19 protein-coding genes are annotated in these 14,312 nt (G+C 35.4%); 2 read left to right on the forward strand and 17 right to left on the reverse strand.

What is annotated here, in order from left to right; all coding sequences use genetic code 11:
- Positions 1–84 precede the first annotated feature (84 nt).
- Positions 85–1,986 (reverse strand): leucine-rich repeat domain-containing protein, encoded by a 1,902-nt coding sequence (locus tag BN1225_RS10810; RefSeq protein WP_041139838.1) that lies wholly within the window; start codon positions 1,984–1,986, stop codon positions 85–87.
- Between the two features lie 334 nt (positions 1,987–2,320).
- On the opposite strand from BN1225_RS10810, the gene BN1225_RS10815 reads away from it, so the two are divergent.
- On the forward strand, positions 2,321–3,046 hold the full coding sequence (locus BN1225_RS10815; protein WP_041139839.1) for a LytR/AlgR family response regulator transcription factor: 726 nt from the start codon (positions 2,321–2,323) through the stop codon (positions 3,044–3,046).
- On the forward strand, positions 3,043–4,395 hold the full coding sequence (locus BN1225_RS10820; protein ID WP_041139840.1) for an ATP-binding protein: 1,353 nt from the start codon (positions 3,043–3,045) through the stop codon (positions 4,393–4,395). Before BN1225_RS10815 ends, BN1225_RS10820 begins: the two co-directional genes overlap by 4 nt.
- A gap of 129 nt (positions 4,396–4,524) precedes the next feature.
- Here the strand turns inward: BN1225_RS10820 and BN1225_RS10825 are convergent, their stop codons facing one another.
- From BN1225_RS10825 to map, 16 genes are all read right to left on the reverse strand, one after another.
- Complete coding sequence (locus BN1225_RS10825; protein ID WP_041139841.1) at positions 4,525–5,463, reverse strand: alpha/beta hydrolase; 939 nt, start codon at positions 5,461–5,463, stop codon at positions 4,525–4,527.
- 76 nt (positions 5,464–5,539) lie between these two features.
- Positions 5,540–5,851, reverse strand: coding sequence for an ArsR/SmtB family transcription factor (locus tag BN1225_RS10830; RefSeq protein ID WP_041139842.1), 312 nt, complete (start codon positions 5,849–5,851; stop codon positions 5,540–5,542).
- Between the two features lie 212 nt (positions 5,852–6,063).
- On the reverse strand, positions 6,064–6,459 hold the full coding sequence (rpsI, locus tag BN1225_RS10835; RefSeq protein ID WP_041139843.1) for a 30S ribosomal protein S9: 396 nt from the start codon (positions 6,457–6,459) through the stop codon (positions 6,064–6,066).
- Positions 6,460–6,473: 14 nt separating this feature from the next.
- A complete protein-coding gene (rplM, locus tag BN1225_RS10840; RefSeq protein WP_041139844.1) occupies positions 6,474–6,911 on the reverse strand; it encodes a 50S ribosomal protein L13 in 438 nt (145 codons plus the stop codon).
- Positions 6,912–7,166: 255 nt separating this feature from the next.
- The gene (locus BN1225_RS10845) at positions 7,167–7,733 is read right to left on the reverse strand and encodes a GNAT family N-acetyltransferase (RefSeq protein ID WP_187117556.1); all 567 of its coding nucleotides are present in this window, start codon (positions 7,731–7,733) and stop codon (positions 7,167–7,169) included.
- Positions 7,717–8,466, reverse strand: coding sequence for a tRNA pseudouridine(38-40) synthase TruA (gene truA / locus BN1225_RS10850; protein ID WP_041139846.1), 750 nt, complete (start codon positions 8,464–8,466; stop codon positions 7,717–7,719). The genes BN1225_RS10845 and truA overlap by 17 nt, the downstream gene beginning before the upstream one ends.
- 1 nt (position 8,467) lies before the next feature.
- Positions 8,468–9,265 (reverse strand): energy-coupling factor transporter transmembrane component T family protein, encoded by a 798-nt coding sequence (locus BN1225_RS10855; protein ID WP_041139847.1) that lies wholly within the window; start codon positions 9,263–9,265, stop codon positions 8,468–8,470.
- Complete coding sequence (locus BN1225_RS10860) at positions 9,266–10,108, reverse strand: energy-coupling factor transporter ATPase (RefSeq protein ID WP_041139848.1); 843 nt, start codon at positions 10,106–10,108, stop codon at positions 9,266–9,268.
- A complete protein-coding gene (locus BN1225_RS10865) occupies positions 10,084–10,914 on the reverse strand; it encodes an energy-coupling factor transporter ATPase (RefSeq protein ID WP_041139849.1) in 831 nt (276 codons plus the stop codon). Before BN1225_RS10865 ends, BN1225_RS10860 begins: the two co-directional genes overlap by 25 nt.
- A 105-nt stretch (positions 10,915–11,019) precedes the next feature.
- The gene (rplQ, locus tag BN1225_RS10870) at positions 11,020–11,382 is read right to left on the reverse strand and encodes a 50S ribosomal protein L17 (RefSeq protein WP_041139850.1); all 363 of its coding nucleotides are present in this window, start codon (positions 11,380–11,382) and stop codon (positions 11,020–11,022) included.
- A gap of 26 nt (positions 11,383–11,408) precedes the next feature.
- Positions 11,409–12,356 carry a DNA-directed RNA polymerase subunit alpha gene (locus tag BN1225_RS10875; RefSeq protein ID WP_041139851.1) on the reverse strand — a complete coding sequence of 316 codons (948 nt, stop codon included), beginning with the start codon at positions 12,354–12,356 and terminating at the stop codon, positions 11,409–11,411.
- Between the two features lie 30 nt (positions 12,357–12,386).
- The gene (gene rpsK, locus BN1225_RS10880; RefSeq protein WP_041139852.1) at positions 12,387–12,782 is read right to left on the reverse strand and encodes a 30S ribosomal protein S11; all 396 of its coding nucleotides are present in this window, start codon (positions 12,780–12,782) and stop codon (positions 12,387–12,389) included.
- A 17-nt stretch (positions 12,783–12,799) separates the two neighbouring features.
- Positions 12,800–13,165 (reverse strand): 30S ribosomal protein S13, encoded by a 366-nt coding sequence (gene rpsM / locus BN1225_RS10885; protein ID WP_041139853.1) that lies wholly within the window; start codon positions 13,163–13,165, stop codon positions 12,800–12,802.
- Between the two features lie 17 nt (positions 13,166–13,182).
- The gene (rpmJ, locus tag BN1225_RS10890; protein ID WP_041139854.1) at positions 13,183–13,296 is read right to left on the reverse strand and encodes a 50S ribosomal protein L36; all 114 of its coding nucleotides are present in this window, start codon (positions 13,294–13,296) and stop codon (positions 13,183–13,185) included.
- 25 nt (positions 13,297–13,321) lie between these two features.
- Entirely contained in the window at positions 13,322–13,546 is a 225-nt protein-coding gene (gene infA / locus BN1225_RS10895) for a translation initiation factor IF-1 (RefSeq protein WP_041139855.1), read from the reverse strand.
- A gap of 19 nt (positions 13,547–13,565) precedes the next feature.
- Positions 13,566–14,312, reverse strand: a complete 747-nt coding sequence (gene map, locus BN1225_RS10900) for a type I methionyl aminopeptidase (RefSeq protein WP_041139856.1) — start codon at positions 14,310–14,312, stop codon at positions 13,566–13,568.

Here is a 14,312-nt window from a genome sequence, read left to right on the forward strand (position 1 = left end):
CTAGCCCTTTTATGGGCTTTTCTTTTTGCCTCCTTTTTCATAAACGATCGCTTTCCTATTCATCTGAACTTACAACTTATCCTGTTAGTTTAAATCTCCTTTATATTTTTTCTTTCTCATCAGAAATAATACACCGCTCACAGACAGCATTCCCATCGTTACCAATATAGCTGTTGGGCTGTTATCCCCGGTTGGCACACCATGCGTAGGTTTCTGATCCGGATTTGCTTGGTGAATGGATTCGATTGGAAAACTTCTTGTAATGGTTCCAATATAATTCCCCATGAACGTGATAGTGACTATAGTCTTATTATTATCCTGTTTTTGATCCACTAGATAGTCAATCTCTTTTTTAAGTTCTTTGTTTCCCTCCATAACAATGAGATTTTCAATATCCTTGTCATTTTTAATATCGGAAACTTTGATATCACTATTTTCAATATTCTTTGGTGCGATCATAAAAGGCACAATTTCCTCTAATCCCTTATAATTATCTGTTTCTGCAGCAAAGGCTTTCATATACCATGTTCCGGCTTCTGTCGGTACTTTATTCGTATATATACCATCCTTTAAATCACTATAGCAAAATGTCACATCACCAAATTTGGCGGATGCTAAAGGGAGGTTTGCCTGTTCATCGTATGTCCACCCTGTAATTGTGGGAGGATTTACCCAATTATTTACTGCCTGTGAAATGATAAACTCGGTTTGTTTTGTACTTGCACCTTGATATCTATCATCTCCTGCTAAATCTGCCTTTACTCTGTATTTCCCTGCATTTTTTGGAATATCAAGGTAATCTTCCCACGAACTGCCATTCCATACTTCATACGTAAATGTGACAATTCCACTACTTCCCGCCTTATTGATAATAGGCGTTGAAATCGGTATACCTGTGTATTCTCGGTCCAAACTACCTGCAAATTCAATCGTACTTATCCCTTTTGTTAAATTTAAGGTAACATTCTGTATTTCAATTCCATTTTTGGATTGTCCGCAATCATACTCATATATAATAGACTCCCCTATTTTATATCCACTCATTGTTCCGCTGGTTTTATCTAAAGTTCCACCTTTTATATTATTGATCCTATTCACATCTATCCCCTTAAACACTTCTGTTATATTGAAAGTATCTTCTGTCACTGGGATTGTAATATCCGCATCTGTTTTTAGAAATTTCCACAAATTATCATTAACGCCTATATTGATCCAAGCAAAAGGGGTCTCTTGAACTTGTAATTGCGTCAATAATGTATTCTTACTTACATCAAGCCCCTGTAAATTGCTGTAACCGCAAGCTAGGGTTTCTAAGTTTAAATTTTTACTGACGTCCAAAGAAGTTAACTGAACATAGTGGCAATTTAAATAGTTTAAATTTGGATTATTTTCAAGATTAAGTGTTTTAATTCCGGTGGTGTCGCAAAGTAACATTTCCAAACCAGGATTTTGGCTAATATCCAAATTGTCAAGATTAATATCGGCATAACAATATAATTTTTTTAAATTTAAATTTTCCCCTATTATCAATGAGGTAAGCGTCGGGATGGATTGGCATTGAAGAACCCTTAATTTTTTATTATTACTGACATCCAGACTTTCAATTTTTGTACCTGCACAATATAACATCTCTAAATTTGTAAAGTAAGAAATACCCGTTAAACTTTCGATATTCTTTAACTCATCCGCAAAAAATGCAATCTCTTTTGCATTCTCAATTTCTTCAGCGGATAATTTACCATCCGTGTCTGTATCAAAATTATCTTCAATATACTTTCTGAAAATATCATCAGGAAAATTTATTGCATTAATTTCAATATCTGTGCTTTGATTGGCAATACTTTCCAAGCCTTTAAAAATTGAAATTACATTTTCTATCTTTACTTTCTCATCTTCTTGTGCATGGATTGTGATAGGTGACATAATGCTTATACCTAATATTCCCACCATTGCAACAGCAATTCTCAAATTCTTTTTGTTCTTCATATTATCTTCTCTCCTTTTTTAGAACTTATAATTCTCGTAATACTAATATAATTTTATTAAAATTAACTGTGTAGTCCTGCTCATATGAAACGAACATTCTATCTTAGCAGAATATATAAAATATTTTTACTTATAAATCAAATGAGTTCTTTTTTCACATGACAATTTGTGCAACACCTTTCCTATTTTTACCTTATCAAATCTCATCAAAACTACAATGCATTGGCAGAAACTTGCAGGTTTTGGCATTAAACTGCATTGTTTTGAACAGTTTTTTCATGTAGAATAAAATTGATATATTATTTTTATGTTTGCAAATAAGGAGGGATCAAACATGAACATTGCTATTATTGATGATTTAGCAGAATGCAGAAGTGACATTCAATCCTGCCTGCATCGTTTCTTCAAACAGCATTATGCGATGGAATCCCTCTGTACCAAAGAGTTCTCTTGCGGTGAAAATTTCCTGTCGGCATTTAGAAAAGATGCCTATGATCTAATATTTATCGACCAATACATGCAGTCACTATCTGGAATTGATACAGCCAAAAAGATACGTGAAATCGATCAGCTAGTAACACTGGTATTTATAACCACCAGCAAAGAACACGCCATTGACAGCTATCAAGTTAGAGCGAGCGGCTATTTATTAAAACCGTTCTCCTATGAAGCTTTTGAACATACATTGTTGTTATTGGGAATAGAAAAATTACGCAATGCTCGTTTCATATGTATTCAAAATGAAAAAATTCTTTTACGTGAAATACTCTGGTGCGATGTATCAGGACATTATGTTCATATCCATACCCAAGAACGTGGTAATCTACGCTGTCGTACGCGTTTTGCAGAAGTAGCTGATATGCTTTTGGATTATCCACAGTTTTTGCCCTGCTATAAAGGATGCCTTGTTAATCTCGATCATGTTGAGCGGCTTGATGAACTGTGCTTCGTACTAACATCAGGTGATCGGATTCTTTTTTCTAAAAGAGAGAGGAAAAAGATAGAAAATGGCTACCATACTTATTTGTTTCAAAAAGCAAGAGAGGAGGAACTGCTATGATGGATACATTGATGATTGTCTTATTTCCATATCTTGACTTCATTCCCTTCGCTTTACCCCGTTATCTTATGTTTAAAGATAAATTACGTATTCCCATGAGATACGTCCTTATTCTCATACTGTCTGTCGCGGCTCTCAACAGTATTTGTTTCTATTTTATCAATATGGGTGGATATGCAATAGCGATGCAGTGGACAACGGTTATGCGTTACGGATTTATGTTAATCAACCTGGCGTTGTCCTTTACATTGATAAAAGAGAGCTTTCCTAAGCTAATGTTTACTTACCTGCTGATGTTTTCATGGTCATTCTTCGTTTATGGAAACGCCAATTTTATTGAAAGTCGATTCTTTTGGAATTTCTCAAAGCAGCATCCATATCTGATATATAACTTTGTTCGTATAATTGTCTATTTATTGACTTGTCCTTTCATGTTCCGCTTTTTTAGCCATACGATTGCGGATGCGATGAAAATTCAAGATGAGACCATGTGGCGCTGCTTTTGGAAGATTCCACTGTTTTCTTCCTTGTTTGGCATGCTGTATTGTTTCAATGATGATATTTATGCTTATGCTTCATGGCAGTTCTTAGTATCACGCTATCTCATGCTGTTAGGCACCTGCTATGTATCTTATGTCGCATTAAAAGTACTGAAGATTTCAAAGAATCGAACGCAGTTAGAAGAATCACTGAAGTATGCAGACCAAAGCATACAAATGCAAAAGAAACAATTTGACAGTCTTGCAAAACACATGGAGGACATGCACAGAGCTCGTCACGATCTGCGCCAACATTTGACACTCGTTCAGTCTTATCTTGAAAAAGATGATAAGTATGGTTTGAAAAATTATATTGATCTATATAGAAATGAACTGCCAGCTGATGTCGTGGAGCTCTATTGCCGAAATGATGTAGTGAATGCAATCGTCTGTTACTATGCCTCTGCAGCAAGAACGCATCATATTCACTTTGATGTCAAAATAGATTATCCTGATACCTCTGCTATATCCGAAACTGACATTACTGTTTTGTTAGGAAATATGTTAGAAAATGCAGTAGATGCCTGCCAACAAGAAACAACGAATCAAGCATTCATTAAATTAAGAATAAAACGACATGGCAACTCAGAATTGCTGATCTTGGCTGATAATACTTGCAGTACTCCTGTCTTATTCAATAATGGTATCCCATTATCATCAAAGCATAAAGATTTGGGAATAGGTACATCGTCCATGAAAGATATTGCCGAGCGTTATCATGGTACAGCACGTTTCGAATGGAAAGAAGGTATCTTTTATACTTCTGTCCTTATACAATATGAATCCAAACAAAAAACACATCCTCTATAAGATGTGTTTTTTTAATATATTTTATTTCAAGAATTAAAAGTAAATAAAAAACTTCATTTCAACATAAAAATAATCAATGATTCGTTAATCAGTTCCGACTATATATCACAGATGATCCATAAATCATTTTTATTTATTTCTCTCAATAAATTCAATGATATATTTTTGCAGTTGTTTAAGCGCTTGTTTTTCAATTGGGTAATGACTTCCATCCTTCAAAACTTTTATTGTTACCGGAACATATTTAACTTTATTTAAAAACAATTGGCTAAGATGAAGAGGTGTCCATCTATCTTTTTCCGGTTGTGTTAACAATATGGGGCATACTGCAAATTCTTCTGCTTCTATTTCCGGTTTATATGTCATATAAGTATAAATAAATTTCATTGGCACACTGTTTCCTGCAGATGTTTGATCTGATAACATTTCTTTCAAACAATCTTTGTTATTGCATAATGCCGTCATCTTAGAACATACAGACATTTTCATTCTAAATTTTCCCATACCTAATTTTACAGACAATCTGGCTAACGGAGTTCCCAAATATGCCCAAAAACGATTATTTGTTGTTTCGTTACGTACTTGTTGATTTCTTTGATCAAGGAATGTCATTCCAATAATTCCATGTACTTTTTTATTTTTACATGCAATATGATAGGTCTCCATACCTCCAGCAGATAAACCATAAAGAAAAATCGGTCGGTTATCTTTCGATAACTCATAATCAATATAATCACTGCCTAATTGTACCCAGTCCTCATAGCTTACTGCAGCCTTCTGCCTTACTTTCGTCATTCCATATAATGGCATGTCTACAGCAATAATTTCATAGCCGGCTTTAGCTAATGGTCCCCCTATAATCGTACTCATTTGTCGTCCATTTGTTCCTACACCGTGAAATAAAATAATCTTTGCCTTTGCTGTTGGATTTCTAAATATATCCAAGTGCACATAATTTTGATGCCACTGCCATAGTTCCTCTTTAGGTAGATCCTTCTCTTTTAAATGATGCTCTTTAGGAAGATAATTCATTATTTTTTCCCAATTATTTTGTTCTGAATAGTACATGTTGCCACCTCGTTATTATAAGTTTAAACATATAAACATTTAATTTGTAAAATTACATCTCTTAGAAGAGATGCAATCACATTACTTGTTCTATATCTGTTTCAATAGATCGTGTTAATTCTTTTAGAAGCTCTAATGCTGGTTTTAGATTTAAACGATAATATCGTTCTTTTCCCTCTTGGCGTACAGTAACTAAATCAGCGTCCAATAAAAGTTTGAGATGATGAGATACAGCCGGACGGGAAAGTGATAGTTTTTCCGTTAAAGATGAGACACTTAATTCTTTATTCTCAAATAGCAGTTGAGTAATTTCTTGTCTTCTTTCATCTTGTAACATTGAAAAGATAGGAACACACTTTTTCATATAAAGCATTGTTCTTTGACTCATATATTCCCCTTTCATATATAACGTTTATATGTTTAAACATATGTTATCATTAAACTTTTATAATTACAATACCTATACAAGTTTTATTCAAAATAAGTCTTTTCAACAGCAACATTCATGTCTATTTTAATCTCTTTGAAACAAAAAAGTCCCATAAAAATGGGACTTTCCAAGATTTGCAGTTCTTTATATTTGTATTTAACCTGATGATACTATCTCTTAGAGAATTGAGGAGCACGTCTAGCTGCTTTAAGTCCGTATTTCTTACGTTCTTTAGCACGGGCATCACGAGTTAAGAATCCAGCTGCTTTTAATGCAGGTCTGTAATCAGAACCAGCTTCCAATAAAGCTCTTGCAACACCATGACGGATAGCACCAGCTTGGCCAGTGTATCCCCCACCATATACATTAACAATTACGTCGAATTTATCTTTAGTAGCTGTTAATTCTAATGGTTGGTTGATTACCATTGTTAAGACGTCAGAATTGTTTAAATATTCTTTAGCGCCTCTTCCGTTGATTGTGAAGTTCCCTGTACCCGGTCTTAAAATGACACGAGCTACAGATGATTTTCTTCTTCCAGTTCCTCTATATTGTACGATTGCCATAGTCTTCCTCCTTCTTATCCTTTAATTTTCAATTCTTCAGGTTTTTGAGCTGCATGTGGATGAGTATTACCTGTATAAACAAATAATTTCATACCTTGTTGTCTACCTAATGTATTATGTGGCAACATCCCTTTAACAGCTGCTTCCACGAATCCAGTAGGGTTTTTAGTTTGGAAAGTTCTGGCAGTTTTAACTTTTAAACCACCTAACCATCCTGAGTGACTGTAATATTTTACTTTATCTAATTTCTTACCAGTCATTACTACTTTTTCAGCATTAATAATAATTACATAATCACCTGTATCCACATGTGGTGTATAAGTTGGTTTGTGTTTTCCTCTTAATACTGTTGCTACTTCAGAAGCTAAACGTCCTAAAGTAAGTCCTTCAGCGTCAACTACGAACCATTTACGTTCAATTGTTGATTCCTTCGCCATTGTTGTTTGTCGCATTGTAAATTCCTCCTGTAGTTTCCGGGGCTACTAGGCATAACAGTGCCAGTATTCATTATACTTTTTCGTATTTTGAATGTCAATAGATTAAAATAAAATATTTTATCTATTTAACTATTAAAAAGCCACTCTGTCATTCTTTATGAACCCATTAGTAGACTTCTTCTTTTAGGGATAGAAAAAATAATTAGTTATCATTTAATCCCGATAATGTCACATCATTATTTAAGGTAGTAATATTTTTGATTGCCCATACTATTTTGTTAAATAAGTATCTCTTGATAAGGAATAATGCAAAACATCATGACTGCATTCCTGCCAAAAGATTCCGTTCATTGTTTTTCCGATCAACTGCATTCCATTCTTTTCAAGTACACGACAGCTTGCCTGATTTTCACTCATGCAATCTGCCGTTAGCCTTTGATACCCCACCGTAACAAACAAATGATTTAAAACGGTAGAGATAGCTTCACTCATATATCCGTTATTCCAATGATGAGGAGAAAGAGCGTAACCGATCTCGGCAGAAGCATGATCATCATTGACATCAAAGAGGCGGATCAGACCGATCCATTCGTTTCCCTCTTTTAAAGTAACAGCCCAGTTATATGTCTTAGAGCGATAGGCTTTAATCATCTGTGTCATCATCTTTTTTGTTTCAAAAATATCTTGATGATAAGGAATCAGAAAATAGCGTCTTACCTTATTATTACTGGTGATATATTCATGAAAAGCAAATGTGTCCTCCAAAGAAAAAGGACGCAGGCAGAGACGATCCGATATTAATTCGATCGTTCCTGTATGATTAAGCGCCATTTTCATCTTCCTCATAATTTACTTGACATAAATATAGCCCTTGTGGCTTTGCTTTAAATAAAATATGTTTTTCGCCGCAGCTTTCCAATCGCTTTTTAGCTTCTTCTACGGTAAAACGATGAGCTCCAATCTGAATTAAAGCCCCTACTAAATGACGCACCATATAGCGTCTAAAGCCATTTCCACTGACAATAAATTCTACAATGCCTTCTTTCTCTGTCACATCAAACTGATAAATCGTACGTACGGTTGTTCCGTGTTGATCACTGACACAATATGAGGCAAAATCATGCTCACCTACAAAAATTTTTGCGGCGTCATTCATTAGTCCTACATCTAAAGGACGATTATACTGATAGATATAATGAGTATCAAAAACAGAATATTCATTTGTATTTAGATAATAGCGATACTCTTTCCCCACTGCACTATAGCGAGAATGAAACTCTTGACTTACTTGATGGGCTTCATGGATATAGATATCATTTGGTAAAAAATGATTCAGTGCCATCTTCCATCTCTCATCGGGCAATTCTTTTTCTGAATCAAAATGGAAGACTTGCTTTCTGGCATGAACTTTTGCGTCGGTTCTTCCCGAAGCATGGATAATAATGTTTTCCCGGGTAATATTATGAAGAGCTTTCTGAATTTCTCCTTGAATTGTCCTTTGTTTATCCTGAACCTGAAATCCATAGAATTTCGATCCGTCGTAACTGACTATACATTTAATTCTCGGCATCTTAGATCACGCTCATTACAATGATTCCAACACACATCACTACTGTTGTCAATAAACTTAATGTATCGCTCATACGCCATTTTAATACTTTATATTTTGTTCGTTTGCCGTCTGGATTATAACCTCGGCTTTCCATTGCATTGGCTAAGTCTTCGGCTCGCTGAAATGCGGAAATAAATAAAGGAACAATCAATGAAACAATAGCTTTTACTTTATCTTTTAATGAACCTTCTTTGAAATCAACCCCTCGGCTTGCCTGTGCTTTCATGATTCTTTCTGTTTCTTCTAATAAGGTTGGAATAAAACGCAAAGCAATTGAAATCATCATAGATACTTCGTGTGCCGGAAATCCGATTTTTCTTAGTGGATTAAAGAGATGCTCTAATCCTAAAGTAAGATCCAACGGTTTTGTCGTTGCAGTCAAAACAGTCGTTAAAGCAACGATTAATACTAAACGAATCAGAATATAGGCGGTTTGAATTAAACCTCCTGAATAGATTGCTAGGGGGCCTATACTGAATAATACAGTTCCTTTTTGTATCATAAATACATTTAAAATCATTAAAAAGGACATCATAAAGATCATTGGTTTTAATGATTTAAGGATATACGTAATTTTAATTTTTGATAATACGACTACCAAACAAACAAATAATCCAATAATCCCGTATCCGATAAATCCTGCATCAAAGAAAACACTAATCAGTAAGAATAATAGGCTGACAATCTTCATGCGGGGATCTAGGCGATGAATAAACGAATCAAACGGTAAATATTTTCCTAACGTCATGTTTCCCATTTATTTACCTCCTATCGCTTTAATCAAAGTATCTAAATCTTTTATAGATGGATCAATATGAAATCCATTTTTATTTAATTCATGAATAAAATGTGTCATAATCGGTAAATCAATACTTAATGTTTCCAAATACTCCGGATCTTTAAAGATTTCCTCTACTGTTCCTGTTTTGATAATTTCTCCCTTATTCATGACAACCGCATGATCACAATAGTTCAGAACTTGATTCATATCATGTGTAACAATAATGACTGTTTTCCCTTGATCATTTAACGCTTTAAACAGTTCCATCATTTCTTTAGCACCTTGAGGATCTAAACCGGCAGTAGGTTCATCTAACACAAGAATATCGGGTTCCATTACTAAAATCCCTGCAATCGCAATGCGGCGTTTCTGTCCGCCAGAAAGATCAAAAGGAGACTTTTCTAAATAACTTTCATCCATTTTGACCATGGCTAAAGCTTCTTTAGCTTTTTGCTTAGCCGTTTCTTCATCTACGCCAAAGTTTTTAGGACCAAAAATAATATCTTTTTCTACACTGTCCTCAAACAACTGATATTCCGGGAATTGGAACACTAGTCCCGCCATCTGACGCAATGGACGCAATACTTTAGGTAAGTTATTGGCATCTACCACAAAATCATTAACAGTGACGATTCCCGAAGTAGGTAAAATTAATCCATTGATATGCTGTATCAAAGTAGATTTTCCGCTTCCGGTATGCCCGATGATTGCCGTAAACGATCCTTTTTCAATCGCTAAATCAACATCCTTTAAAGCTATATATTGAAAAGGAGTATTCTTTGAATATGTATGGCTTACTTGTTCAAATTTAATAGACATAACTTCTCAATCAACTCCTTTTCTTTAAGATTCTTTCCTACTTCAATGCCGTTTTCAGCAAGCTTTTTTGATACTTTATAAGCAAACGGAACATCAAGTTCCAAGGAATACATTAATGCTTCATCTGTTAATATGTCTTCCGGTGTTCCGTCTTTCACTACTTTTCCGTTGTTTAAGACAACCACACGGTCGGCATTGACGGCCTCTTCGATATCATGGCTGATAGAAATGACAGTCATGTTCGTTTCTTCGTTCAATTCTTTTACCAGTGCATTAATTTCTCGGCGTCCTTTTGGATCTAACATACTGGTCGCTTCATCCAAAATAATAATGTCCGGAGACATGGCTAAAATACCGGCTATTGCCACGCGCTGCTTCTGTCCGCCCGATAATTTTGTCGGCTCATGGTCAAGGAAATCAATCATATCTACTTTTTTGGCATACTTATTAATAATCCCATCCATTTCTGTTTGTGGGACACAGCGATTTTCTAAACCAAAGGCAATATCATCGCGAACAGTAGCACCGATAAATTGATTATCCGGATTTTGAAAAACGATTCCTACTCTTTCCCTGACTTTATATACATTCTCATCATTTAACTCAATACCATCAACAACGATCTTACCGCTTTTTGCTTCCAACAGTCCAATGATCAATTTCGCGATTGTACTCTTACCGCTCCCGTTATGACCTAAAATGACTGTATAGCTTCCGTTTTCTACATCAAAAGAAACATCATCGATCGTATTTAAGTTTTCATCATATTCAAAAAACAAGTTTTTAATCTCGATACTTTTGGTCATAGTTCCTCCTTATTTTTCTATTTGAAAAATACACTGTATTTATTGTAGTGTTAATCAAGACATCTGTCAAGACATTAAAAAAAGGAGGTCTACCCTCCTTGATTGTTATGCTAAAGTGATGATTGCCATTGGAGCATTGTCACCTTTACGATTGTGAGTTTTTAAGATACGAGTGTATCCTCCGTTCACGTCTGCATATTTAGGTGCAATTTCATCAAATAACTTTTGAACTGCATTCATAGATGAATCTTCATCTTTGATGTTACGAAGCACAGCTGCTGCTTGTCTTCTTGCATGCAAATCTCCACGTTTTCCTAAAGTAATCAATTCATCAACAACAGAACGAACTTCTTTAGCTCTTGTTTCAGTCGTTTCGATCTGCCCGTACATAATTACTTCAGTAGCAAGATTACGTAACATAGATTTTCTTTGAGCAGATGTACGTCCTAATTTTCTATTTCTAGCCATTAATTAGCGCTCCTTCCTATCTAGAATTATTCAACCGGTTTAAAACCTAATCCTAATTCATGTAATTTTTCTTTTACCTCTTTAAGAGATTTCTTACCTAAGTTTCTAACTTTGATCATATCATCTTCACTCTTATCTGCTAATTCTTGTACAGTTTGAATGCCTGCACGTTTTAAACAGTTATAAGAACGAACAGATAGATCTAATTCTTCAATTGTCATATCTAATACTTTGTTAGTAGAATCAGTAGTAGCTTCTGACATGATTTCCATATTAACCGCCATATCATTTAATTCAACAAATAAATTCAAATGTTCAACTAAAATCTTTGCCGCTAATGCTAGTGCTTCATGAGGTTTGATAGATCCATTTGTAGTGACTTCCATCATTAACTGATCATATTTAGCACTTTGTCCTACACGTGTTGGTTCAACAGAGTAAGATACCTTTTCAATTGGAGAGTAAATAGAGTCAGTTGGAATAATTCCAATTTGATTAATCGACTTTTTATTAATATCTGAACTAATGTATCCACGATCTTTCTTCGCGTACATCTCCATGTAAAAATTAGCTCCTTCTGCTACGTGGCAGATAACTAAATCATTACTAATCATTCTTACATTTGACGGACATTGGATATCTGCTGCAGTTACTGTAGCAGGTCCTTGTACATCAATGACCATAGTGACCTGTTCATCTTCCTTATCAATATCAAAAACTAATTGTTTTAAATTAAGGATAATCGTTGTCACATCTTCAACTACCCCATCAACTGCTGAGAATTCATGGATTGCTCCTTGAACTTTAATTGAGTTTACAGCTGACCCAGGAAGAGATGATAATAATACACGTCTTAATGAATTCCCTAAAGTCGTACCGAATCCTCTTTCTAGAGGTTCGATGACAAACTTTCCATAATTTGCTGACTCATCATATTCTTGGATATTAAAGTTTGCTTTTTCAAATTTCTGCATGCCTTTTCCCTCCTCTTTGGAATTTAGTTATTATCCACGAGGACGTTTTGGTGGACGACATCCGTTATGTGGAATTGGTGTTACATCATTGATAGCTGATACTTCTAATCCAGCTGCTTGTAAAGCACGAACTGCTGCTTCACGTCCAGGTCCAGGACCTTTTACGTTTACTTCAACAGTTTTCATTCCTTGATCCATTGAAGCTTTAGCTGCTGCTTCAGCTGCCATTTGCGCTGCGAATGGAGTAGATTTTCTTGATCCCTTGAATCCTAATGCTCCAGCACTAGACCAAGTTAATACGTTACCATGTTCATCTGCAATGGTAATGATGGTGTTATTAAAAGTTGAATGCACATGTGCTACACCTTTTGCAATATTTTTCTTAACACGTTTTTTAGTACGTGTACTTGTTTTAGTCTTTGCCATTTAGTACAACCTCCTCACTATTTCTTCTTTCCAGCAATTGGACGTGCCTTACCTTTACGTGTACGAGCATTTGTCTTAGTTTTTTGCCCACGTACAGGAAGTCCTTTACGATGACGGATTCCACGGTAGCTACCAATTTCCATTAAACGTTTGATGTTTAATGCTGTTTCTCTACGAAGGTCACCTTCAACTTTAAAATTTTCTACTTCTTTTCTGATTTTTGTAACTTCTTCTTCAGTTAAATCTTTAACTCTGACATCTTCACTGATACCAACAGTTTTTAAGATTTCCTGAGCTCTTGGCTTACCAATTCCATAAATATATGTTAATGAGATTACAACGCGCTTTTCACGTGGTATATCTACACCTGCAATACGTGCCATTTACTATTTCCTCCTAATTATCCTTGTCTTTGTTTATGTTTAGGGTTCTCACAAATAACCATGACTTTTCCCTTACGTTTAATAACTTTACATTTATCACAGATTGGTTTAACTGATGTTCTTACCTTCATCTTCATTTACCTCCTTTTGGAAGACTTATTTATGTCTAAATGTGATGCGCCCACGTGTTAAATCATATGGAGATATTTCCACTGTTACCCTATCCCCTGGTAAAATACGAATGTAGTTCATACGGATTTTACCAGAAACGTGAGCATCAATAACAGCTCCATTTTCCAAAGCAACCTTAAAAGTCGTATTTGGCAATACTTCTATAACGGTTGCCTCAACTTCAATTACATTATCTTTTGATTTAGCCATTGAATATCGCTCCTTCACCTTAAAGTTTTGTTAGAATTTCATATCCATCTTTTGTAACCACGATGGAATGTTCATAATGAGCTGCTAAAGAGCCATCCTCCGTTATAGCAGTCCAATGATCTTCTAGTATATGAATATCTGCTTTTCCGCCATGACCCATCGGTTCAATAGCGAGGGTCATTCCTTCAACAAGCCTTGGTCCGCGTCCCGGTGCACCATAATTAGGCACCGCCGGATCTTCATGCAATGCACTTCCAACCCCATGACCAGTATATTCTAAAGGAGTTGTACAACCATGTTCATTTAAGTACACTTCAACAGCGTGAGAAATATCAGACAATCGATTACCGGGCTTAACCATTGCCAGACCGGCAAATAAAGAACCTTTTGTCGCTTCCATCACGCGCTTTGCCTCATCACTGATGCTGCCAACAGCATAAGTCCAAGCACTATCGCCATGATATCCCTTATAACAGGCTCCAACGTCAATAGAGATGATATCTCCTTCTTTTAAAGCATACTTACTCGGAATTCCATGAACGATCTGTTCATTGATCGAAGTACAAATACTTGCAGGAAAACCATTATAGTTCTTGAATGAAGGCTTAGCTCCATGATCTAAAATGATTTTTTCTGCAATAGCATTTAGTTCTAAAGTAGTGATTCCTGGTCGAACCACTTCTGCCATCTTTTGATGAACCAAAGCAACAATACGACCAGCTTCTCTCATGAGATCAATTTCTCTTTGATTTTTAGTAATGATCAT

The sequence above is a fragment of the Beduini massiliensis genome (genome assembly GCF_000829905.1).
Classification (GTDB): Bacteria; Bacillota_I; Bacilli_A; order Erysipelotrichales; family Coprobacillaceae; genus Beduini; species Beduini massiliensis.